The 26496-nt window shown below is 68.9% G+C and carries 1 protein-coding gene; it reads left to right on the top strand.

Annotation, left to right across the window (positions count from 1 at the left end):
• Window positions 1-6 precede the first annotated feature (6 nt).
• Window positions 7-26496, top strand: a complete 26490-nt coding sequence (locus tag AC0IX4_RS05725; protein WP_471828374.1) for a non-ribosomal peptide synthetase — start codon at window positions 7-9, stop codon at window positions 26494-26496.

Here is a 26496-nt window from a genome sequence, read left to right as displayed (position 1 = left end):
ACGACGATGACGGATAGCACTCCCACAGGTTCCGAGGATTCCGAAAACTCCAAGGGTTCCGAAGAGACCACCCCGAACGGTGGACGTGCACGGAAGGCGCGCCCGACGCGGGAGCGCCCGCGTCGCCGTCAGCGCCCGCGCGCGGCGACACTCCCGCAGATCCTCGCTGCCGCCGTCGAGGTCGACCCCGATCGCGACGCCATCGTTCTCGTCGACGCCGCCGGCACGTCGCACGCATGGACCTACCGTGAACTCGATACCGCGTCGTCGAAGCTCGCCCGTGAACTGATGGACCGCGGTGTGGGCGCCGAGGACGTCGTCGCCCTCGCCGTGACCCGGTCCGCGCAGTCCATCCTGTCCATCTGGGCCGTCGCCAAGACCGGCGCCGCCTACGTTCCCGTCGATCCGAAGTACCCGGCCGATCGCATCGAGTACATGCTCACCGACTCGGGCGCGAGCATCGGGATCACGACGGCCGAGTACCGGGACGCCCTCCCGGCGTCCGTCGACGTGCGCTGGCTCGTTCTGGGAGACTCCGACCTCGACGCTGCCGTCGAGGCTCGCTCGGGTGATCCGGTCACCTATGCGGACCGCGTGCGCGTCCTCGGACCCGCGAACACCGCGTACATGATCTACACCTCGGGTTCGACGGGTCGACCCAAGGGCGTCGAGGTCACGCACGCCGGTCTGTCGGGACTGGTGGCCGAACAGCGCGAGCGCTACGGCATCGACTCCTCGTCGCGGACCCTCGCCGTCGCGTCCCCGAGTTTCGACGCCTCCGTCTTCGAGCTGCTCATGGCCGTAGGTTCCGGTGCCACCTTGGTCGTGTCCCCGCCGGAGGTCTTCGGCGGCGACGACCTGACCGCACTGATGCGCGCGCAGCGGGTGACGCATGCCGTCATCACGCCGTCGGTGCTCGCGTCGGTGACGCCGTCCGAGCTCCCCGACCTCCGCGTCGTGGTCACCGCGGGTGAGGCCTGCCCTCCCGAACTGGTGTCCCGCTTCGTGACCGACTCCCGCCGGATGTTCAACGGCTTCGGTCCCACCGAGGCCACCATCATGACCAACGGCGCGGAACTGTTCCCGGACGCACCCGTCTCCATCGGCGGCCCGATCCGCGACTTCCGCACCCCTGTCCTCGACGGGCGTCTCCGCGACGTCCCTGCCGGGGTGGCAGGCGAGCTGTACGCCGCCGGACCGGGTCTGGCACGTGGGTATCACGGACGCCCGTCGCTGACCTCCGAGCGTTTCGTCGCCGACCCCTTCGGCGAGCCCGGATCGCGCATGTACCGCACCGGCGACCTCGCGCGCGTACGGGCCGGTGGCGCAGTCGACTATCTGGGCCGTTCCGACTTCCAGGTCAAGGTCCGCGGTTTCCGCATCGAGCTCGGCGAGATCGACGCCGCGCTGAGCGCACACCCGGATGTCCGCTTCGCCGCGGCAGCCGGCCACCAGTTGGCCGACGGGTCCACCGTCCTGGTCGCCTACGTCCAGCCGGAGCCGGGCCACGAGGTCGACGTCGCCGACGTCACCGAGTTCGTCGGCCGCAGCCTCACCGCCTACATGGTGCCGTCCGAGATCATCGTCATCGACGCGGTCCCGTTGACGCCGGTGGGCAAACTCGACCGTGCTGCACTGCCGCAGCCGACGATCGGTACCTCCACCAAGGAGTACCGGGCGCCCCAGTCCGCGACCGAGCGGACCGTCGCGGACGTCCTGTCCGACCTCCTCGCGGCCGAACGAGTGGGCCTCGACGACACCTTCTTCGAGCTCGGCGGCAACTCGCTGCTGGCCACCCAGGTCGTCGCGCGCATCAATCAGGCGGCGCAGTCCCGCATCGCGGTCCGCGACGTCTTCGAAGCGACATCCATCGCGGATCTGGCTGCACGAGTGGATCTCTCACTCGGTGCCCCCGAGCGGCCCCCGCTGGTCCGTCGTTCACGCGACGCCGAACTGCCGCTGTCCTACGCGCAGCAGCGCATGTGGTTGACCAACCAGTACGACGTCAGCTCTCCCGCATACAACCAGCCCGTCGTCCTGCGCATGACGGGAGCGCTGAACATCGAGGCGCTCGGCCGCGCGTTCGAGGACCTGATCACCCGGCACGAGACGCTCCGCACCGTCTACCCGCAGACCGAGAGCGGTCCGGTGCAGCGCATCGAACCCGCCTCGTCGGTGTCGGTGGTGCTCGAACCGGAGCGCATCGACGAGTCGACGGTGTACGAGCGACTCACCCCGGTGGTTCTGGACGGATTCGACGTGTCGTCCTCGGTCCCGTTCCGCGCCAAGCTGTTCCAGATCGCCGACCAGGACTACGTCCTCGCGGTGGTCATGCACCACATCGCCAGTGACGGCGGGTCGCTCGCCCCTCTCGTGCGCGACCTGACGACGGCCTATGTGGCGCGCAGCGCCGGCTCCGCGCCGGACCTGCCGGAGCTCGAGGTGCAGTACGCGGACTACGCCATGTGGCACCGCGAGCTCCTCGGCGACGAGAACGATCCGGAATCGCTGAGCGCCAAGCAGATCGCGTTCTGGACACGCGCGCTGGCGGGCACGCCGGAGGTCATCGAACTGCCGACCGACCGCACCCGCCCGGCCCAGCCGTCCTCGCGCGGCGCGACCGTGACCTTCCGTGTGGAGTCCGATGTCGCGGAGGGTCTGAACGAGCTGGCCCGTCGCACGAACTCGACGATGTTCATGGTGGTCCATGCCGCGCTGGCGGTCCTGTTGTCGCGCATGGCGGCGACGGACGACGTGTCGGTGGGTACGCAGATCGCCGGGCGCGGCGAGCAGGCTCTCGACCCGCTCGTCGGCATGTTCGGCAACACCCTCGTGCTGCGGTCCTTCGTCACCCCGGACGAGTCGTTCGAGGACTTCCTCGTCCGCACGCGCACCGCGGATCTGGACGCGCTCGGCAACTCCGACCTGCCTCTCGACCGGCTGGTGGAGATCCTGCGCCCGCAGCGGTCGCTGGCGTACGCGCCGCTGTTCCAGGTGCTGCTCATGCTGCAGAACTTCGAGCGCACCGAGATCGAACTCCCCGATGTCACCATCGGTCTGCTCGACTCGGACGTCCCGGTCGCCAAGCTGGATCTGACCGTCACCCTCATGGAGCAGGTCGATCCCGACGGCTCGCCCGGTGCGATCGACGGATCTCTGCTGTACGCGACCGATCTGTTCGACGAGGGCACGGCCGCCGCGATCGCCGAGCGCTATGTCGGCATTCTCGCCGCCGTCGTGGCCGACGCGTCGACACCGGTCGGCGATCTGCCGTTGACCACGGCGGGGGAGCAGGACCGTCTCGACTCCCTGCGGGGCGTGGATGCACCGTTGCCCTCCGAGACCCTCGTCGACATGTTCCGTCGCGGTGCCGCGATCGACCCCTCGGCCACCGCGGTGGTGTACGAGGGCGAGTCGCTGACCTACGCCGAGTTCTCCGAGCGGGTCAACCGACTGGCGCGTCACCTTCTCTCCTTGGGCGTGGGCCCGGATACCCGTGTCGCGGTCGGCATGCGGCGATCACTCGAAATGATGATCGGGATCTACGCGGTCCTCGAAGCCGGGGGCGCGTACGTCCCCGTCGATCCGGATCACCCGGCCGAGCGCACCGAGTACGTCCTCGACAGTGCCGCCCCCGTCGTGCTGCTGACCACATCGCGCGATCACCGGGATCTTCCGGAGCACAGCAACATCATCGACGTCGACACGGTCGACCTGTCGGGAGTGTCCGCGGATGCTCTGACCGACGACGAGCGCACGGCCGCTCTGCTGCCGTCGAACATCGCGTACATCATCTACACCTCGGGATCGACCGGACGCCCCAAGGGCGTTGCCGTGTCGCATCACTCGGTGATCAACCAGATGCTGTGGATGCACGAGACCTACGATCTGACTGCCGGCGACACGATGCTGCAGAAGACGCCGGTCACCTTCGACGCGTCGGTGTGGGAGTTGTTCCTGCCGCTGCAACTCGGCGCGACGCTGGTCGTGGCCCGGCCCGACGGCCACCTCGACGTGCAGTACCTGCTCGACCAGGCTCGGACGCACCGCATCGCGATCCTCGAGTTCGTGCCGTCCATGCTCGAGCTGTTCATGTCGGACGCCGGTCTGGCTCTGCCGGATTCGCTGCGGTACCTCTCCGTCGGTGGTGAGGCGCTGTCCGCGGACCTGGTCCGACGCTTCGCCGCCTCCTCCGCGGCCGAGCTCGACAACACCTACGGCCCCACCGAGGCCACGGTCACCTCGACCCTGCACCGGACCACCGAGGCCGACGTCCGCACCGTCCCGATCGGTCGTCCGATCCGCAACACCGGTGCGCGCGTGCTCGATTCGCGTCTGCACGACGTCCCGGTCGGTGTCCCGGGAGAGCTCTATCTCACGGGTGCTCAGTTGGCGCGGGGCTACTTCGGACGTCCGGACCTCACGTCCGACCGGTTCGTCGCCGATCCTCGCACCACCGGTCTGCGGATGTACCGCACCGGTGACCTGGTGCTGCGCACGGCCGACGGCGAGCTGGAGTTCCTCGGCCGCACCGACTTCCAGGTCAAGCTCCGCGGTCTGCGCATCGAGCTGGGCGAGATCGAGTCCGCCCTGACGGCTCATCCGGACGTGGCACGCGCAGTCGCCATCGTTCATTCCGACGAGCGCACCGGCGAAGCCTTGGTGGCGTACATCGTGCCGGAAGCCGGGCGCGCACCGGATCTGGCGAGCGTCCTCGACCTGGTGGGCGAACGCGTTCCCGCCTACATGGTCCCCTCGCACCTGACGATCCTCGACGAGATCCCGCTGAGCCCCAGCGGCAAGCTGGACCGCCGTGCGCTCCCCGAGCCCGTCGACGTGTCCGGTCCCCGCGAGTACCGCGCCCCCGAGACGGTGTCCGAGAAGGTCGTCGCCGACGTCTTCTCCGCGCTGCTCGACGCGCCGCGTGTGGGCATGGACGATTCTTTCTTCGAGCTCGGTGGCAACTCGCTGGTCGGCATGCGAGCGGTGGCTCGTGTCAACGAGGCGCTGGGCAGTTCCATCGGTGTCCGCGACCTGTTCGAGAAGCCCAGCGTCGCTGCGCTCGCCGCGCGGATCGACGCCGCGGCGCAGACCGGACGCACCCGCCCGGTGCTGGCACCGCGGGAGCGTCCCGAGCGGATCCCGCTGTCTCTCGCCCAGTCCCGCATGTGGTTCGTCAACCAGTTCGACACCGAGTCCGCGGCGTACAACATCCCGCTGGTGATCACGCTCCGCGGCGCCCTGGACGTCGACGTGCTCCGGGCTGCCGTCGGCGACGTGCTGGAGCGTCACGAATCCCTGCGCACGCTCTACCCGCAGGTGGACGGCACGCCGTACCAGGTCATCCTTCCGGCCGAGCAGGTCTCCTCGCAGTTCTCGGTCGTCGACGTGACGTCCGACGCCGTGCAGAGCCGCGTGATCGACATGGTCACGTCCGGGTTCGACGTCACCGCCGAGGTACCGCTGCGCGGCGCCCTGCTGCGGATGTCGGACACCGATTCCGTGCTGGCCTTCGTCGTGCACCACGTCAGTGCCGACGGCTTCTCGATGGGGCCGCTGGCCCGCGACGTGATGACCGCGTACGCGGCACGTCAGGCGGGTTCGCCGGCGTGGAGCGAGAACGGCCCGCTGCGTCCGCTCGAGGTGCAGTACGCGGACTTCTCCCTGTGGCAGCGCGAGATGCTCGGGTCCGAGTCGGACCCGGAGTCGCTTGCCTCGCAGCAGGAGTCGTACTGGGTGACCCAGCTGGACGACCTGCCCGAGGTTCTCACCCTCCCGTCCGATCGACCGCGCCCGGCCGTGTCCACCGGCGGCGGCGCCGCGGTGAACCACGTCATCGGAGCCGATGTCCACGCCCGCGCCGCGGATGTCGCGCGGGCGCACGACGCCACCCTCTTCATGGTCGTGCACAGCGCGTTGGCCGTCGTGCTGGCGAAGCTGTCGAACACCACCGACATCGCCGTCGGTGCGCCCATCGCCGGCCGCGGTGAGGAAGCGCTCGACGACCTGGTCGGCATGTTCGTCAACACCTTGGTGCTTCGCAGCCATGTCTCACCGCACGCGTCGTTCGCCGAGTTGCTCGCCGAGACGAAGTCCGTGGACCTGAACGCCTTCGGCAACGCCGACGTGCCCTTCGAACGACTCGTCGAGGTGCTCGCCCCCGAGCGCTCGACGTCGCACAATCCGCTGTTCCAGGTGGCTCTCGCCTTCCAGAACCTCGAGCGCACCACGTTCGAACTCGGCGGACTCGAGGTCGCGCGCTACGACGCCGGGGTGCACTCGGCCAAGTTCGACCTCTCCATCGAGATCACCGAGACCGTCGACGAGTCCGGCGCACCGGCCGGTCTCTCGATCGAGGTCACCTACGCCACCGACCTGTTCGACGCTCCGACCGTGTCGCTGTTCTGCGAGCGACTCGAGCGGGTCCTGGCGGCAGCGATCGATGCTCCGGATCGTGCGGTGGGCGACATCGCGTTGCTCGAACCCGCCGAGGCCGCCGCTCTCGCTCCCGTCACCGGCGACGACCCGGTCGACGAGCGGATCCTCGGCGACCTGCTCGTCGAGGCCGCGGAAATCAACCCGGACGGCCCGGCGCTGGTCTTCGACAGTGCCGTGCTGTTCGAGGGCACCTCGGCGACCTACCGCGAGGTCGCGGACTTCACCGCCCGTCTCGCACGCATCCTCATCGCCCGCGGTATCGGCAGCGGATCCACTGTCGCACTGTCGGTCCCGCGGTCGGCGGAGTCCGTCGCCCTGATGTGGGCGGTCACCCGCACCGGCGCGGCCTTCGTGCCGATCGACCCCAACTACCCGGCCGACCGTATCGAGCACATGGTCACCGACTCGGGTGTCCGCGTCGGTCTCACCCTGGGTGCCCACCGTGGATCTCTGCCCGACGACATCGACTGGCTCGTCGTCGACTCCGACGACCTGCGCCGCCAGGTTTCCGAGGCGTCCTCGGCACCGATCACCGACGCCGAGCGTCTGCGTACCGTGACGCCGTCCGATCGTGCGTACATCATCTACACCTCCGGTTCCACCGGTCTGCCCAAGGGCGTCTCGGTCTCGCACCGTGGCCTGAACCAGCTCGGAGTCTCGCAGCGCGAGCAGTACCGCGTCGAGCGTGACTCGCGGGTCATGCATTTCGCGTCGCCGAGCTTCGATGCATCACTGCTGGAGCTGCTGCTCGCGGTTCCCGCCGCGGCCGCTCTGGTGATCGTGCCGACATCCGTGTACGGCGGCGAGGAGCTGGCGCAGTTCCTGCGTCGTCACGAGGTGACGCACGCCTTCATCACGCCGGCCGCGCTGGCGTCGGTGGATCACACCGGTCTTCCCGCGCTGCAGACCATTTCGGTGGGCGGCGAGGCGTACTCCCAGGATCTGGTGACCAGGTTCGCCCCGGGCCGGCGCATGCTCAACGTGTTCGGACCGACCGAGACCACCATCGTCTCGCACATCGGCAAGCCGATGGTTCCGGGTGGCCCGATGCCGTTCGGCGGCCCGATCCGCGGCGGCCGGGCGATGGTCCTGGACGCTCGGCTCAACCCCGTCCCCGTCGGTGTTCCCGGCGACCTCTACACCGCGGGACCCGGTGTGGCGCAGCACTATCACGAGCGTCGCGCACTGTCCTCCGAGCGGTTCGTCGCCGATCCGTACGGCGACCCCGGTACGCGCATGTACCGCACCGGCGACGTGGTGCGGTGGTGGAAGCGTCCCGAGACGGGCGACCTCGAACTCGAGTACGTCGGTCGCGGTGACTCGCAGATCAAGATCCGCGGCTTCCGCATCGAGCCGGGTGAGATCGACGCGGTGGTCTCCTCCCACCCGGAGGTCCAGTTCGCGCTGACCACTCCCTTCACCACCGCTGCCGGCTCCAAGGTGCTGGTCACCTACGTCACGCTGACCGCGGGATCGCTGCTGCGGGAATCCGACCTGACCGAGTGGGCGGCGGAATCGCTACCGACGCACATGGTTCCGTCGGCGATCGTGGTCATGGACGAGGTGCCGCTCGGTGCCACCGGCAAGGTGGACCGCCGGGCGCTGCCCGCACCGGAGTTCGGTACCGACACCGACACGTACCGCGAACCCGCCACCGAGACCGAACGCGCCCTGGCATCGGTCTTCGCCGACGTGCTCGGCGTCGACCGGGTCGGCGCGGACGACGACTTCTTCGCTCTCGGTGGAGACAGCATCGTCTCCATCCAGCTGGTTTCCCGTGCCCGCGCGGCCGGGCTGTCGCTCAGCCCGCGCGACGTCTTCGAGCGGCGCACGGTGTCCGCACTGGCGGCCGTCGTGTCGACGGGGGAGAACGCCGTCCGCATGTTGCCCGAACTCGAGGGCGGCGGCGTCGGAACACGGCCGCTCACACCTGTCGAGCACTTCATGACCCAGCGCGGCGGCGCGTACGAGCGCTTCTCGCAGAGCGTCGTGCTCGACCTGCCGGCCGGCATCGACGAGGTCCGCCTCGTGGCCACGCTCCAGGCCGTCCTCGACCGGCACGACATGTTCCGCGCGCGGCTGCTCGGTTCCGTCGACGACGGGTTCACCATCGAGACCGCCGCCCCGGGCGCCGTCGACGCGGCGTCCCTGCTCACCCGCGTTCCGTTCGACGCCGACCTGACCGGCGACGACCGCGAGAAGGCCTCCCGCGCAGCGCTCGACGCGGCCCTCGACCGCCTCTCGACCGCCGACGGCCGTCTCGTCCAGTTCGTCTGGCTGGACACAGTCCGGCTGAACACCGAGGCAACCTCCGACGCGAACGGCTACCTCGTCGTCGCCGGCCACCACCTCGCCGTCGACGGCGTCTCCTGGCGCATCATCGTCCCCGACCTGGTCACCGCCTGGTTCGCCGTCTCGACGGGCACCGAGCCGCAGCTGCAACCGGTGGGCACCTCCATGCGGACCTGGGCGCACGCCCTGACCGATCAGGCTGCGTCGCGTCGCGACGAACTGCCGTTCTGGACGTCCGTCGTCCGGTCCGAGGACCTCCTTCTGGGTGACCGCGATCTGGACCCGTCGATCGACGTGCAGAACACGCTCGACAAGATCCGGGTCACCGTCCCGGCGGACGTCACCACATCCGTGGTCACCACGCTGCCGCAGGTGTTCCGCGGCGGCGTCAACGACGGATTGCTGTCCGCTCTCGCACTCGCCGTGGCGAAGTGGCGTCGCGAGCGCGGCACCGAGTCCGACTCGTTGCTGCTGCGACTCGAGGGTCACGGCCGCGAGGAAGACGTGCTCGGCGACGCCGGACTCGCGGATCTCTCGCGCACCGTCGGCTGGTTCACGGCCATCTTCCCCGTGTTGCTGAACCTTGCCGACGTCGATCTCGACGACGCGTTCGCCGGAGGTCCGGCGGCGGGTCGAGCGGTCAAGGCCGTCAAGGAGCAGTTGCTCCGAGTTCCCAGCCGCGGCATGGGGTACGGCATGCTGCGCTACCTGGACGACTCGGGCCGGTCCGTGCTGGGCACGTCCGTCGGACAGATCAGCTTCAACTACCTCGGTCGCCTGTCCGCCGGCGAACTCCCCGAGGGCGCAGAGGGACTCGGGTTCCTGCCGTCGTCGGACATCCGCACGCTCGCCGACGTGCCGCTCGACGCGGACATGCCCGCCATCGCCGTGTTGGACATCAACGCGGTGCTCGCGGACGATCAGCTCGGCGCGACGTTCGCGTTCCCCCGGGGGATCCTGTCCTCCGAGGACGTCGAGGTGCTCGGCCGGTACTGGGTCGACGCCTTGACCGCACTCGCGGGCCACGTCGACAGCTGTGAGGCCGGCGGCCTGACGCCGTCCGACATTCCGTTGGTCCCCGTGTCGCAGACGGACATCGAGGTCTTCGAGAACGACGTCCCGGATCTCGGGGACGTCTGGTCGCTGGCACCTCTGCAGGCGGGTCTGCTCTTCCACTCGTCGATGCAGCCGGCCGACGCTGCGGACGTCTACGTCATGCAGGTCGTTCTCGATCTGACAGGTGAGGTGGATCGAGACCGCTTCGTCGCGGCTGCCGACGCTCTGCTCGCTCGCTACGACGGGCTGCGGACGTCGTTCCGCACCACCGCCGACGGTCGTGCTGTGCAGCTGGTTCCCGATCGTGTCGAGGTGCCGTGGGTCGATGTCGACCTGCGCGGCACCGAGGACCTCGAGAGTGCACTGCGCACCGAGCTCGAGACCGAACGCGATCGACGCTTCGCGATGGACGACGCACCGCTGGTGCGGTTCCGGATGATCCGGACCGCCGACGACACGGTCACGCTGTCGTTCATGGCGCACCACATCGTCATCGACGGCTGGTCGATGCCGCTGGTGCTCAAGGACTTGTTGACGCTGTACGCGTTGCGCGGTGACTCGTCGCTGCTTCCCGAAGTGCGTTCCTACCGGTCGTTCCTTGAGTGGCTGTCCGTCCGTGACCGCGCCGTCTCCGTCAAGGCATGGACCACCGCGTTCGCCGGTGCGGAAGAGCCGACGCTGTTGTCGGGCATCACCGATACGTCCGGTGTCTCCACCGACACGGGCCGTGTCGAGGTCGTCATGGACGAGAAGGTCACGTCCGAGCTCACCGACCTCGGCTCGCGCCTCGGTGTCACGTTGAGCACGATCGTCCAAGCCGTGTGGGGTCTGGTCCTGGCTCGTCAGCTGGGCCGCGACGACGTCGCGTTCGGTGGCACCGTCTCCGGGCGTCCCGCGGACCTCGACGGCGTCGAGACGATGGTCGGACTGTTCATCAACACTCTCCCGGTCCGCGTGCGTATCGACGAGTCCGAGCACATCGAATCGTTCCTGCTGCGACTGCAGGAGGAACAGACCGCGCTCCTCGATCACCACTACCTGGGCCTGGCGGACATCACGACCGCCGTCGGACCCGGTGCGGTGTTCGACTCGATCACCGTCCTCGAGTCCTACCCCGTCGACGAGGAGGGCCTGAAAGCCGCCGCGTCGATCGACGGCATGGCTGTCACGGGCGCACAGGTGCTCGACGCGACGCACTACCCGATCAACGTGGTCACGTTCGCGGACACGCAGATCCGGATGACGCTGCGCTACCTGCGAGACCTGTTCTCCGACGACGACATGGCCGACCTCGGCAGCCGTCTGCAGGCCGTCTTCAGCACCTTCGCCGGTGCCCCCGGGACACCTGTCGGACGCGTCGAGACGCTGCTGCCGTCCGAGCGGGAAGACCTGCTCAGCCGTCGCGGATCGGCCGACGTCGATCAGCGCACCCTCGTCGACATTCTCGAATCGGCTGCCGATCGTGCGCCGAACGGCGTTGCTGTACAGCAGGGTTCGCTCCGATGGACCTACACCGATCTGGACGCGCGGGCCTCGCGATTGGCCCGCGTCCTCGTCGACCGCGGCGTCGGACCCGACGTCGTGGTGGCCGTGGCAGTTCCGCGATCGGCGGAGTTCGTCCTGTGCGTGTGGGCCGTCGCGAAGGCGGGCGGCTACGTCGTGCCCGTCGACCCCGCGCATCCCGCCGAGCGCATCGACTACATGGTCCACGACTCGAGTGCTGCGCTCGGCATCACCACCGTCGCCGACCGTCCCGCCGACGTCGAGGGACTGTCGTGGCTGGTCCTGGACGACGAGCAGGTCGCGTCCGAGGTCGACGCGCGCTCGTCCGAGCGGATCACGGACGCCGAACGTCTCGGCTCGATCCGCCTGAACAACGCGTCGTACATGATCTACACGTCCGGCTCGACCGGACAGCCCAAGGGCGTCGTCGTCTCGCACACGGGCCTCGCGAACCTCGTTGCGGCGCAGACGGACAGCCTCAAGATCGACGAGCGGTCCGTCGTTCTCGCCGTCGCCTCGACCAGCTTCGACGCATCGATCTTCGAGATCCTGCTCGCTGCGGGCAATGCAGTTCCGCTGGCTCCGGCGCCGGCCGGGTTCTACGGCGGACCGGACCTGGCCCGGTTCGTGACCGACGAGGGCGTGACCCACATGGTCATCACCCCGTCGGCGCTCGCGACGGTCGAACCCGACGCGGTGCCGTCCGTCCGTGCCGTGATGCCCGTCGGCGAGGCACTCCCGCCCGAACTGATGGCGACGTGGGCCGAGTCGGGCCGCACCGTCGTCAACGGCTACGGCCCCGCCGAGACGACCATCATGATCAACGCGTCGTTGCCGCTGGCCGCCGGTGATCGGATCACCGTCGGTCGCCCCAGCAAGGGCACCACCGAGTACGTCCTCGACGGTCGGCTCCGGCCGGTTCCGGTCGGCGTCCCGGGTGAGCTCTATGCCGGAGGTCCCGGAGTCGCGCGTGGGTACTTCGGTCGCTCGACGCTCACGTCGGAGCGCTTCGTCGCCGACCCGTACGGTCCCGCGGGAAGTCGCCTGTACCGCACCGGTGACGTCGTCCGCTGGACCGAGGCCGGAACGATCGAGTACATCGGCCGCAGCGACTTCCAGGTCAAGATCCGCGGCCAGCGCATCGAGCTCGGTGAGATCGATGCGGCTCTGTCCGCGCACCCGGACGTCGACTTCGCCGTCACGGTGGGTCACCGATCCGCCGGCGGTGTCACCGACCTCGTCTCGTACGTCCTGCCCCGCGAGGGTGTCGACCTCGACATCGCCGCCGTGCACGCGTCGGTCAAGGCGAGTCTGCCCGCGCACATGGTGCCCTCGGTGATCATGCCGCTGACGTCGGTGCCGCTGAACCCGGTCGGCAAGCTCGACCGCGCGGCGCTCCCGGAACCGACACTGGTCCGGTCCCGCGCCGAGTACCGCGCTCCCGAGACCCCCGAGGATCAGGCCGTCGCGGAGGTGTTCGCCGACCTCCTCGGCGTCGAGCGCGTCGGTGTCGACGACAGTTTCTTCGACCTCGGTGGCAATTCACTGGTCGCGACCCAGGCCGTCGCCCGCATCAACGCGGCGCTCGATGCGCACATCGGCGTCCGCGACATCTTCGATGCCTCCACGGTGGGCGAGCTTGCCGCACGGGCACTCTCGGCCGGCGTGGGCGACCGTCCCCGGTTGGTGGCGGGGGAGCGACCCGATCCGGTCCCTCTGTCGTTGGCGCAGCGCCGCATGTGGTTCCTGAACCAGTTCGACACCAGCTCACCGGCTTACAACATCCCGCTGGCGGTCCGGCTCACCGGCTCGCTCGACGTCGAGGCGCTCGAGGAGGCCGTCCGCGACGTCCTCGCCCGCCACGAGACGCTGCGCACGGTCTACCCCGGATCGGAAGACGGTCCGTACCAGGTGATCCTGGGTGTCGACGCGGTCCCGCTCGAGCTCGCACCTCGGCCCGTCGAGACCGACGGCGTCCCCGGCGCCCTGTTCGAGTTCATCGCGGGCGGTTTCGACGTCACCGAGGCAGTGCCCGTCCGCGGTGTGCTTCTGGAGATCGTCGACCCGGCCGGAGACAAGGCCGAGTACGTCCTGTCGATCGTCGTCCACCACATCTCCGCCGACGGCTTCTCTCTCGGACCGCTGGCACGCGACGTCATGGTCGCCTACTCGGCGCGCATCACCGGTGCGGCGCCGGAGTGGGCCCCACTGCCGGTCCAGTACGCCGACTACGCGCTGTGGCAGCGCGCGGTGCTCGGATCCGAGAAGGATCCGGACTCGCTGACCGCCCAGCAGATCTCCTACTGGAAGCAGCAGCTGGTCGGTCTCGACGATCCTCTCGAGCTCCCCTCGGATCGTCCTCGCCCGGCCGTGCAGTCGATGCTGGGCCACTCGGTGCAGTTCTCGCTGACACCGGAGCAGACCGCCGGTCTGCGTGCCGTCGCCGCATCACGTCAGGGCACGCTGTTCATGGCCGTGCACGCTGCATGGTCCGTCCTGCTCGCGACGCTGTCGGGTTCGCGGGACATCGCCGTCGGAACCCCGATCGCCGGTCGTGGTGAACGCGAGCTGGACGACATGGTGGGCATGTTCGTCAACACGCTCGCCCTGCGCCTCGACGTCGATCCGGACGCGTCGTTCGCCGATCTGGTCGCGGCCGCACGGTCGGTCGACCTGTCCGCGTTCGGTCACGCGGACGTGCCGTTCGAGCAGTTGGTCGAGGCCGTCGATCCGCGCCGCTCGACGGCGTACCACCCGATCTTCCAGGTGGGCTTCTCCTTCCAGAACCTCGCACCCGTGACGTTCGAACTGCCGGACCTCACCGTGGGCGACGTCGGCATCGAAGCGGCTGTCTCGCAGTTCGATCTGCACCTGATCGTCAGCGAAGGCGCGGAGGACGGCTCGTTGCAGTCCGTCCTGACGTTCGCCGAGGCACTGTTCGACAAGGCGACCGCCGAGTCGTTCACGCAGCGGTTCTCGCGCGTCGTCGACGCCGTGATCGCCCGTCCCGAGGCCCCCGTGCGGTCGGTCGACGTGCTGAGCGAGGACGAGCGTCGCGCGATCCTCGTCGACGTCAACGACACCGCGGTGTCCGGTGCTCCCACATCGGTCGCGCGGATGTTCGCCGACCGTGTCGCCGAGCGCCCGGACGTTCTCGCCCTCACCGAGGGCGAGGTGTCGATCACGTACGCCGAGTTCGGCTCCCGCGTGGCACGTCTGGCACGCGCGCTGCTGGCGGACGGCGTCCGCACCGGCGACCTGGTCGCGGTCGCCATGCCGCGGTCGATCGACTCCATGGTCGCGATGTACGCGGTGGTCCAGGCCGGTGCCGCCTACCTGCCCATCGATCTCGATCATCCGGCCGAGCGCACCGAGTACGTGCTGGGCAATGCTCGACCGTCGCTGATCCTGCTGGGCGGCCGGGAACTGTCCGCGCCGACCGACGTGCCGACGATGGACGTGCTCGCGGCGGAGCTCTCGGAATTCTCCGACGGCCCCGTCACGGACGAGGAGCGCACGCGTCCGCTTCTCGCGGAGGACCCCGTCTACGTCATCTACACCTCTGGCTCGACGGGGCGCCCCAAGGGCGTCGCGCTGCCGCATCGTGCTGTGGCGAACCAACTCTGGTGGATCCAGAACGAGTTCGCCCTCACGGCCGACGATGCGATGGTGCAGAAGACACCGTCCACGTTCGACCTGTCGGTGTGGGAACTGTGGTGGCCGCTCACCGCCGGCGCCCGTCTCGTCATCGGTTCCCCGGAGGCGAATCGGGATCCCGCCGAACTGGCGCGTCTCATGCGCGAGCAGAACGTCACCGTCGCCGACTTCGTGCCGTCGCTCCTCGGGGCATTCGCCTCGGTGGCGACGTCCGAGGACGTCGCGTCGCTGAGGGCCGTCCTGTGCATCGGCGAGGCGCTTCCGCGTGACGTCGTCACGTCGTTCGCCCGGCTGTCCGATGCCCCCGTGGTCAACCTGTACGGCCCGACGGAAGCTGCCGTCTCGGTCACCGTGCACCACATCGCGCCCGACGAGAGCGGCCCGGTGTCCATCGGTGGACCCGAGTCGAACGTCCAGGTGTACGTCCTCGACAGTCGCCTTCGACCGGTCCCGGTCGGTGTCGCAGGTGAGCTCTATCTCGCGGGCAACCAGCTGGCGCTCGGATACTTCGGCAACACCGCTCTCACCGCGGAACGCTTCGTGGCCGACCCCTTCGGAGCCGGACGTCTCTACCGCACCGGTGACGCCGTCCGCTGGGTCACCCGTGGAGACGCCACGGTTCTCGAGTTCGTCGCACGCACCGACGACCAGGTCAAGGTTCGCGGCTTCCGTATCGAGCTCGGCGAGGTCGAGGCCGCGCTGACATCGGCTGCCGGAGTTGCTGCAGCCGCGGCCGCCGTCGCTCGGACCGCCGGCGGAGAGCTCCTCGTCGGGTACGTCGTCGCGGAACCCGACACGACCGTCGATGTCGACGCCGTGCGCGCCGCGGCAGGGGAGTCGGTGCCGGGCTACATGGTGCCGTCCCGCATCGTCGTCATCGACGAGCTGCCCCTCAGCGTCAACGGCAAGCTCGACCGCCGTCGTCTGCCGTCGGTCGATCTGGACGTGGCGCGCGAGTACCGCGCACCCTCCACCCCGGTCGAGGAGATCGTGGCCGCTGCCTTCGCCGCGGTGCTCGGTGTCGACCGAGTCGGTATGGACGACAACTTCTTCGAGCTCGGCGGCAACTCGTTGTCGGCGACGCAGGTGGTCGCCCGCGTCAACGCACGGTTGAACACCCGCATCGGGATCCGCGAGATGTTCGAGTCCGCGGACGTCGCGACCTTCGCCGCGCGCGCCGAGTCGGCGTCGACCGCCGAGACGCGTGCTCCGCTGGTGCCGATGGAGCGGCCGGCGCACGTGCCGCTGTCGCTGGCGCAGTCGCGCATGTGGTTCCTGAACCAGTTCGACACGTCCTCGCCCGCGTACAACGTTCCGCTCGCGATCCGGCTCCAGGGCCGGCTCGACCTGGACGCGCTGACCCTGGCGGTCCGCGACGTCCTCGAACGCCACGAGTCTCTGCGAACGGTCTACCCGCAGACCGACGACGGGCCCGCGCAGGTCGTCCTGCCGGCGCGTGACGTTCCGCTGGACCTGCACGCGGAGGACGTCACCGAGGAGAACGTCGCCGCGCGGTTGTTCACGTTCGTCTCCGGCGGATTCGACGTCACGGCCGAGGTTCCGGTCCGTGGACTGCTGCTGCAGATCACCGACGCCCCGGAGGGCGATCCGGCCTACGTCCTCGGCATCGTCATCCACCACGTCTCGTCCGACGGCTTCTCGCAGGGTCCTCTCGCGCGGGACGTCATGGTGGCCTACACCGCTCGGGTACGCGGTGAGGCACCGTCGTGGACGCCGTTGCCGGTGCAGTACGCCGACTTCGCGCTGTGGCAGCGCATGGTTCTCGGCTCGCTCGACGACGACACCTCCGTCGTCAGCAGGCAGGTCGCGTACTGGAAGACCCGCCTCGCCGGGCTCGGGGACGCGTTGGCGCTGCCGACCGATCGACCCCGCCCCGCGGTGCAGTCGTTGCAGGGCAAGTCGATCCGCTTCGAGATCTCGGCCGAGACGACGGCCGCACTGACGTCGATCGCGCAGGAACGGCGCGCCACGCTGTTCATGGCGATGCACGCCGGTTGGTCCGTCCTGCTGTCGGCGCTGAGCAGCAGCCGGGACATCGCTGTCGGTACCCCGATCGCGGGCCGCGGCGAGCAGGAGCTCGACGACATGGTCGGCATGTTCGTCAACACACTCGCTCTGCGCGTCGACGTGAACCCTGACCTGACGTTCGCCGATCTGGTCGAGTCGGTCCGCGAGAGCGACCTGGCGGCCTTCGGCAACGCCGACGTGCCGTTCGAGCAGTTGGTCGAGGCGCTGAATCCGGTGCGCTCCACCGCGTACCACCCGCTGTTCCAGGTCGGCTTCTCCTTCCAGAACCTGTCACCGGTGAGCTTCGAGCTTCCCGATCTGACGGTGTCGGACGCCGGCTTCGACTTCGACGTGTCCCAGTTCGACCTGCACCTCATCGTCAGCGAGAGCGGCACCGATGCCGGGCAGATCGCGATGCTCACCTATGCCACGTCGTTGTTCGACGAGTCCACGGCACAGGTGTTCGTCGAACGGTTCCTGCGCGTTCTCGACGCCGTCGCGGCGCGACCGGATCAGCGCATCGCCGCCGTCGACGTCCTGTCGACCGACGAGCGTCAGCAGATCCTGGTGCAGCGCAACGACACCGACGTCGCCGGTGTGCCCGAGCTGCTGACGGACATGTTCGCGGCCCGCGTTGCCGCGGCGCCGGATTCCACGGCGCTGACGTACGGCGACGAGTCGATCACCTACGGGGAGTTCTCCGAACGTGTGTCGCGCCTGGCCCGCTACCTCGTCGGCGAGGGTGTCCGGACAGGCGATCTGGTCGCCGTCGCGGTACCGCGCTCGTTCGATTCCATGGTCGCGATGTACGGCGTCGTCGCTGCCGGTGCCGGATACCTCCCGATCGACCTCGATCACCCGGCGGAGCGCACGGAGTACGTGCTCTCCAGTGCCGCTCCGTCGATGGCGATCATCTCCGGCACGCCGCTTCCCGTGGAGACGACGATCCCCACCGTCGACCTTTCGACGGTCGACATGTCGTTGTTCGACGGCTCTCCGATGACCGACATCGACCGCAGTCGACCCCTGCTCCCCCAGGACCGCGCCTACGTCATCTACACCTCCGGCTCGACCGGACGGCCGAAGGGCGTGGCGCTGCCGCACCGTGCCGTCGCCAACCAGATGGCGTGGATCCAGAACGAGTACCACCTCACGTCCGAGGACGCGATGGTGCAGAAGACGCCGTCCACGTTCGACCTGTCGGTATGGGAACTGTGGTGGCCGCTGACCGCGGGCGCCCGGTTGGTCCTGGCCTCCCCGGAGGGCAACCGCGACCCGTCCTACCTCGCACGCCTCATGCGGGACGAGCGGATCACCGTGGCCGACTTCGTGCCGTCGCTCCTCGGCGCCTTCTGCGCCCTGGCATCGCGGGAGGACGTGGCCACGCTCCGCGCGGTGCTGTGCATCGGTGAAGCCCTGCCGCGCGACGTCGTGACAGCATTCGAATCCCTGTCGGACGCAACGCTCGACAACCTCTACGGCCCCACCGAGGCCGCGGTCTCCGTGACCTCGCACCGCACCGTGCGCGGCGCCAATGGGTCGGTGCCCATCGGCTCACCCGAGGCCAACGTCCGGGTCTACGTACTCGACGATCGACTCAGGCCGGTACCGACGGGCGTCGGCGGCGAGCTGTACCTCGGCGGCACCCAGCTCGCGCTGGGATACGTCGGCCGAGCCGACCTCACGTCGGAACGGTTCGTCGCGAACCCGTTCGACGCCGACGGCTCACGCCTGTACCGCACCGGCGACGCCGTCCGCTGGAACGCCGGCGGTGAGCTGGTCTTCCTCGACCGCACCGACACCCAGGTCAAGGTCCGCGGCTTCCGCATCGAGCTCGGTGAGATCGAAAGCGTTCTCGTGGGCGACGATTCGGTCGCGGCAGCAGCGGTGGCGGTGTCCACCACCGGTGGCGGAGACATGCTCGTCGGCTACGTCGTTCCTGCCCCGGACCGGTCCGTCGATGTCGACGCCGTGCGCGCTCACGCGTCGGAAAGCCTTCCGTCGTACATGGTTCCGCAGCGGATCGTCGTACTCGACAGTCTGCCGCTGTCGATCAACGGCAAGCTGGACCGTCGGCAGTTGCCGTCGGTCGGCGTCGATGCCGGCTCGACCTACCGCGCACCGTCCACCCCGGTGGAGGAAGTGGTGGCCGGTGCCATCGCGTCGGTGCTCGGCGTCGAGCGCGTCGGCGTGGACGACAACTTCTTCGAGCTCGGTGGCAACTCGCTGTCGGCGACACAGGTCATCTCCCGGGTCAACGCGGCACTCAACGCTCGCGTCGGCATCCGCGAGATCTTCGAGGCACCCACGGCCGCGGGGCTCGCAGTGCGTGCGGAACGTGCGGTCGAGTTCGGTACACGCGTCGCCCTGGAACCGCGGGAACGTCCCGAGGAGATCCCGCTGTCCCTCGCGCAGCAGCGCATGTGGTTCCTGAACCGCTTCGACACCTCCTCCGCGGCGTACAACATCCCGCTGGCGATCAAGTTGACGGGTGATCTGGACACCGTCGCTCTCGAGCAGGCGATCACCGATGTGATCGGTCGGCACGAGGTGCTGCGCACGGTGTACCCGGAGGGCGAGAACGGCCCGCACCAGGTGGTGCTCCCGGTCGATCGCACCAACCTGTCGTTGACCGTCGAGGACGTCGATCCGGCACGCATGCGTGCCCGACTCTTCGCCTTCGTCACCGACGGCTTCGACGTGACCCGTGAGGTTCCCGTCCGAGCAGCCATCCTCAGGACGGGTCCGTCCGAGCAGGTGCTCGCCTTCGTGATCCACCACGTGTCGGCGGACGGGTTCTCGCTCGGCCCGCTGGCCCGCGACGTCATGGTGGCGTACTCGTCCCGCATCGCCGGCAATGCTCCGATCTGGGCGCCGCTCCCGGTGCAGTACGCGGATTACACGCTGTGGCAGCTCGAGGTCCTCGGCGACGAGTCGGATCCCACGTCGATCCTGGCCCGACAGCTCGACTTCTGGCGCACCGCTCTCGGCGGTATCGACGGCCCGATCGAGCTGCCGTTCGACCGTCCGCGGCCGGAGATCCAGGCCATGGAGGGTGAATCGGTCCGCTTCCGCATCTCCGCGGATCAGGTGCAGGCACTGAATCGGGTGGCCACCGCGTCCGGTTCCACGCTGTTCATGGCGATGCACGCTGCCTTCGCTCTCACGCTGGCGAAGTTGTCGGGCTCGCGCGACATCGTCGTCGGCACGCCGATCGCCGGTCGTGGAGAGCAGGAACTCGACAACCTCGTCGGTCAGTTCGCCAACACTCTCGGCCTGCGCCTCGACCTGGACCCGGACATGTCGTTCGGTGAGCTGGTCGAGCAGGCACGGGCACGGGACCTCGCCGCCTTCGGCAACGCCGACATCCCGTTCGAGCGGCTCGTCGAGGCCATCAACCCGGAACGGTCGACGGCTCATCACCCGTTGTTCCAGGTGGGCTTCACGTTCCAGAACCTCGAGCAGGTGTCCCTGACGCTGCCCGGGCTCGAGATCTCGGACCTGGGTGTGGAAACCGGAGCCGCGCAGTTCGACCTGCAGCTCCTCGTCGGCGCCGAGGAAGGTGGCGACGGTGTCACCAGTGCGCTCGAGTGCGCCCTGACGTTCTCCACCGCCCTGTTCGACCGCAGTACCGCGGATGCGATCGTCGAGCGTCTTCACCGCGTCATCGACACGGTCATCGCCGACCCGACGGTTCCGCTCCGCGCCGTCGACGTCCTCTCCGAGGACGAGCAGCGTGAGCTGCTGGACTCCGTGAACGCCACGGACCGGTCCGGCGCGCCGCTGCTGGTGACCGAGATGTTCACGGGCCGCGTCGCGGCGTCGCCCGACGCGGTGGCGATCACGTTCGAGGGCGAGTCGTCGACCTACGCCGAGCTGGGAGCTCGTGTAGCCCGCGTCGCCCGCCACCTGATCGCATCCGGCGTCGGTACGGGAGACCTCGTGGCCGTCGCGGTTCCGAGGTCCGTCGACTCGATCGTCGCTCTGTACGCGGTCGTTCAGGCGGGTGCGACCTACCTGCCGATCGATCCGGATCATCCCGCCGATCGCACCGAGTACGTCCTCGGTGACGCCCGCCCGACCCTCGTGATCACCGGCCCCGACGGGTTGGCGGTGCACACCGACGTGCCGCAGGTGGATATCACGACGGTCGACCTGTCCGGGTACTCGGACGCCCCGGTCACCGACGCCGAGCGGTCGCGCACACTGCTGCCCGACGACGCGATCTACGTCATCTACACCTCCGGATCGACCGGTCGACCCAAGGGTGTGGCCCTGCCGCACCGCGCCGTGGCGAACCAGATCTGGTGGATGCAGCAGGAGTTCGAGCTCACCGAGGCCGATGCGATGGTGCACAAGACGCCGTCGACCTTCGACCTGTCGGTGTGGGAACTGTGGTGGCCGCTCACGACGGGCGCCCGCCTGGTCGTGGCGAACGCGGAAGGTAACCGCGACCCGGTCTACCTGGCGCGACTGATGCGCGACGAAGCCGTCACCGTGGCGGACTTCGTGCCGTCCCTGCTGGGCGCCTTCACCGCCGTCGCCACGCGGGAGGACATCGCGGCGCTGCGCGCGGTCGTCTGCATCGGTGAGGCATTGCCGCGCGACGTGGTCACGGCGTTCGCACGCCTGTCCGATGCTCCCGTGGTCAACCTGTACGGACCGACCGAGGCTGCCGTCTCGGCCACCGTGCACCGCATCACGGCGGACGAGACGGGTGTCGTGCCCATCGGCGCCCCCGAGGCCAATGTCCGCGTCTACGTGTTGGACGACCGTCTGCGGCCCGTTCCGCAGGGCGTCACGGGAGAGCTGTATCTCTCGGGAGTCCAGCTCGCCCGCGGGTACTACGGTCGCTCCGGCTTGACGGCCGAGCGGTTCGTCGCGAATCCGTACGGCGCGGGGCGCCTCTACCGGACCGGCGACGCCGTGCGGTGGAACACCCGCACGGCCGGGACGGGACCGGAACTCGAGTTCGTGGCGCGAACGGACGATCAGGTCAAGGTCCGCGGCTTCCGCATCGAGCTCGGTGAGGTCGAGTCCGCTCTCGCGACGCACGAGAGCGTGTCCGCCGCCGCCGCCGCGGTCAAGAAGGTTGCCGGTGGCGATCTGCTGATCGGCTACGCCGTTCCGCACGAGGACCGCACCGTCGACGTCGACGCGGTCCGCGAGACCATGCGGACGCTCGTGCCGGCGTACATGGTGCCGGCACGGATCGTCGTGATCGACGCACTGCCGCTGAGCGTCAACGGCAAGCTCGATCGCCGACAGCTGCCGTCGGTCGACGCCACCGCCGGGCGCGAGTTCCGGGCACCGTCGACGCCGGTCGAGGAAGCCGTCGCGGACGCGTTCGCCTCGGTACTCGGCGTGGATCGGGTCGGAGTGGACGACAACTTCTTCGAGCTGGGCGGAAACTCGCTGTCGGCGACACGGGTGATCGCCCGCATCAATGCGCGTCTCGGCACCACCGTCGGCATCCGGGAGATGTTCGAGACGGCGGATGTCGCAGGATTCGCCGCACGCGTGGAATCCGCCACGTCGGGTGCTCGGATCCCGCTGACGCCGATGGTGCGGCCGGACCGTATCCCGCTGTCGCTGGCTCAGCAGCGGATGTGGTTCCTGAACCAGTTCGACACGGTCTCTCCCGCGTACAACGTCCCCCTGGCCGTGCGGCTCACCGGGGATCTCGACGTCGACGCCCTCGTCCGCGCAGTGCAGGACGTGGTCGCGCGGCACGAGGCGCTTCGCACGCTGTACCCGCAGGACGAGTCGGGGCCGTTCCAGAAGATCGTGCCGCCGTCGGATCACGTACTGGACTTCGAGCGGGACTCGGTGTCGGAGGACGCCGTCCGATCCCGTCTGGTGTCCTTCGTCGCCCGCGGATTCGACGTCACCGCGGCAGTTCCCATCCGGGGTCTGCTGCTCGGCACCGGCCCGGATTCGCACGTGCTGATGATCGTGATGCACCACATCTCGGCGGACGGCTTCTCCATCGGACCGCTGGCACGGGACGTCATGGTCGCCTACGCGTCGCGCTCCGAGGGGAACGAGCCCGTCTGGCGTCCCCTCGAGGTGCAGTACGCGGACTACACGTTGTGGCAGCGTGAGGCACTCGGTTCGGTCGAGGACCCCACATCGGTTCTCGGCGAACAGATCTCGTACTGGAAGTCGACCATGGCCGGTCTCGACGGCCCGCTCGAGCTGCCGTTCGACAGGCCGAGGCCCGAGGTCCAGTCGATGTCCGGCAAGGAGATCGGCTTCTTCCTGCCCGCCCGCGTCATGGACGCCCTCCAGGAGGTCTGCCAGGGGTCGCGCGCCACGCTGTTCATGGGCGTCCACTCGGCGTTCTCGGTGCTGCTGTCGAAGTTGGCCAACAGCCGGGACATCGTGGTCGGCACACCGATCGCGGGTCGCGGCGACGAAGCGCTCGACGACCTGGTGGGAATGTTCGTCAACACGCTCGCCCTGCGTCTCGACGTCGATCCCCACCAGTCGTTCCGCGATCTCGTCCAGGCCGCCTCGGCAGTCGACCTCGGCGCGTTCGCGAATGCCGACGTGCCGTTCGAGACGGTGGTCGAAGCAGTGGATCCGGAGCGGTCCACGGCGTTCAACCCGCTGTTCCAGGTGGGCTTCTCGTTCCAGAACCTCGCCCCGGTGCAGGCGAGCCTGGCGGGTCTCGAGGTCGCGGCACTCGATCCGGGGGCCGAGATCTCGCAGTACGACCTGCATCTCGTGGTCGCCGAGGGCGGCGAGAATTCCGAGCGTGGGCGCGGGCTCGAACTCGCCTTCACCTACGCGACGTCGCTGTTCGACGAGGCCACGGTGCAGTCGTTCGCCGACAGGTTCCTGCGTGTGCTCGAGACCGCGGCGTTCGCACCGGACACGATGGTGCGCGACATCGAGATCATGAGCAGCGTCGAGAAGCGTCTCGTCGTCGAGGACCGCAACCGGACCGCCATGCCGGGGGTTCCGTCGACGGTCACCGAGATGCTCGATCACCGATTCGCTGCGTCACCCGACGAGGTCGCGATCGTGGCCGGCGACGTCTCGCTCACGTACCGCCAGTTCGACGAGCGCGTCGACCGGTTGGCGCGGTACCTCATCGCGCACGCCGTCGGACCCGGTGACCTGGTCGCCGTCGCGATCCCGCGATCGTTCGACATGATGATCGCTCTGCACGCCGTGGTGAGGTCGGGGGCCGCGTACCTGCCCATCGATCTCGAGCACCCGGCGGAGCGGACGAAGTACGTGCTCCAGAACGCCCGGCCTCGCGGAGTGCTGACGGTGTCGCCGATCGTCCTCGATCTCGAGGACACGGGGTGCACCCGGGTCGACGTGGACGCGCTCGACCTGTCCGAGTACTCGGGCGGGCACATCGAGGACCACGAGCGGACGCGTCCCATCACGGGCGACGACCTGATGTACATCATCTACACCTCGGGCTCGACGGGCCGTCCCAAGGGCGTCGCCGTCGGTCACTCCGCGGTGGCGAACCAGCTCGCGTGGATGACCCGGGAGTACGGGTTGTCCACGGCCGACGCCGTCGTGCAGAAGACGCCGGTGACGTTCGACGTCTCGGTGTGGGAACTGTGGTGGCCGATCACCGCCGGTGCGACGGTCGTGCTGGCCAAGCCCGGTGGGCAGAGCGATTCGCTGTACATCGCGGATCTGATCCGGACGCAGAACGTCACGATCGCCGTGTTCGTGCCGTCCCCGTTCGTGGCGTTCCTGACGGTCGTGGAGGCGGCGGACGTGGCATCGGTCCGTGCGGTGCTGTGCGCCGGCGAGGCACTGCCTCGGGACAGCGTCGATGCGTTCGGTCGCATCAGCGACGCACAGGTCGACAACCTGTACGGACCCACCGAGGCGGCCGTCACGGTCACACGCTTCTCGGGTGCCTACACGGGTACGTCCGCGTCCATCCCGATCGGCAAGCCGGCGGCCAACACCAGCGTCTACGTCCTCGACGGTGCGCTGAAGCCCGTTCCCGACGGGGTCGCCGGTGAGCTGTACCTGGCCGGTGATCAGCTGGCCTGGGGATACTTCGGTCGGTCGGATCTGACGTCGGACCGTTTCGTCGCGAACCCGTTCGCGCCGGGACGGATGTACCGGACCGGTGACGCTGTGCGCTGGTCGAGCACCGGTGACATCGACTACCTCGGTCGAACCGACGACCAGGTCAAGGTGCGCGGTTTCCGCATCGAGCTCGGCGAGGTGGAGAAGGTTCTCGCGTCGTTCCCCGGCATCACCGTCGCCGCTGCGGCGGTGAAGAAGTTCGGTGGCAGCGCAGCCCTGATCGGCTACGTCGTGCCCGAGGAGGGGACGACGGTGGACCTGATCGACCTCGAGGAGTTCGCCGCGACCAGGTTGCCGTCCTACATGGTGCCGAGTCGGACCGTCGTCATCGACTCGATCCCCCTCGGCGCCAGCGGGAAGATGGATCGCAAGTCGCTTCCCAGTCCGGACGCGGGTGTGCAGCGCGACTACCGTGCGCCGTCGACACCGCTGGAAACGGCATTCGTCGACGTCTTCGCGAGTGTGCTGGGCGTCGATCGTGTGGGAGTCGACGACAACTTCTTCGAGCTGGGCGGCAACTCGCTCAGTGCGACCAAGCTGTTGTCGGCGGTCCGTGCGTCCGACGTCATCGACCTCGACGTCCCGTTGCAGTGGATCTTCACCTCGCCCACCCCGGCCACCCTCGCGGCGCGGGTGGAGGCCGGTGCGATCGACGACGACAAGGATGCGCTGGGCGTGCTGCTGCCGATCCGGACGACCGGGAGTCAGCCGGCGCTGTTCTGTTTCCACCCGATCGTCGGACTGGCGTGGAGCTTCACGGGCCTGGCCTCGAGGTTGGATCCGGAGATCCCGATCTACGGCATCCAGACGCCGGCGCTCTCGGGCGACGACACGCTCGAGGAGTCGGTGTTCGCGGTCGCGCAGCGCTACCTCGACGAGATCCGGACCGTGCAGCCCGAGGGCCCGTACCGATTGCTCGGGTGGTCGTTCGGCGGCACCGTCGCGCAGACCGTCGCCACGATCCTGCGTGAGGCGGGGGAGAGCGTCGAACTGCTCGCCGTCCTGGACTCGCGAGGTGGTCCCGCATCCACCGAGTCGGAGACGGAGGAGAAGGCGCTGTCGCTGTCGGAGCTGCTCGGAGCGGTGGGTGTGAGCACCGAGGGTGTCCCCGACGTTCCGTTGGCGAGCTTCGAGGATGCCGCGCGCATGATCGCGTCGGCACCCGCCGTGGCGGCCGTCCTCGACGAACGCACGGTCGAGTTGATGCTCCGAGGTGCGGCGCACAACGGTGTGCTGATGGAACGGCATCACCCGAACCGTTTCGACGGTCGGATGCTGTTCTTCGCCGCGGCCGCCGACGATCCGACCGGACGTGTCTACGCGGACTCGTGGCTGCCCTACGCCGACGTCGTGGACGCGTACTCGGTCCCGGTGACGCACTGGTCGATGACGACCGACGCAGCGTGGGACGTCATCGTTCCGGCACTGCGCAGGGCATTGGGGAACTGA

The sequence above is a fragment of the Rhodococcus sp. AC861 genome (genome assembly GCF_979256035.1).
This window is presented reverse-complemented; position numbering and strand designations above follow the sequence as displayed.

What these genes read in the sequence shown, in the direction of transcription:
- AC0IX4_RS05725 (WP_471828374.1), top strand. Translation starts at nt 7, where the DNA reads ATGACGGATAGCACTCCCACAGGTTCCGAGGATTCCGAAAACTCCAAG.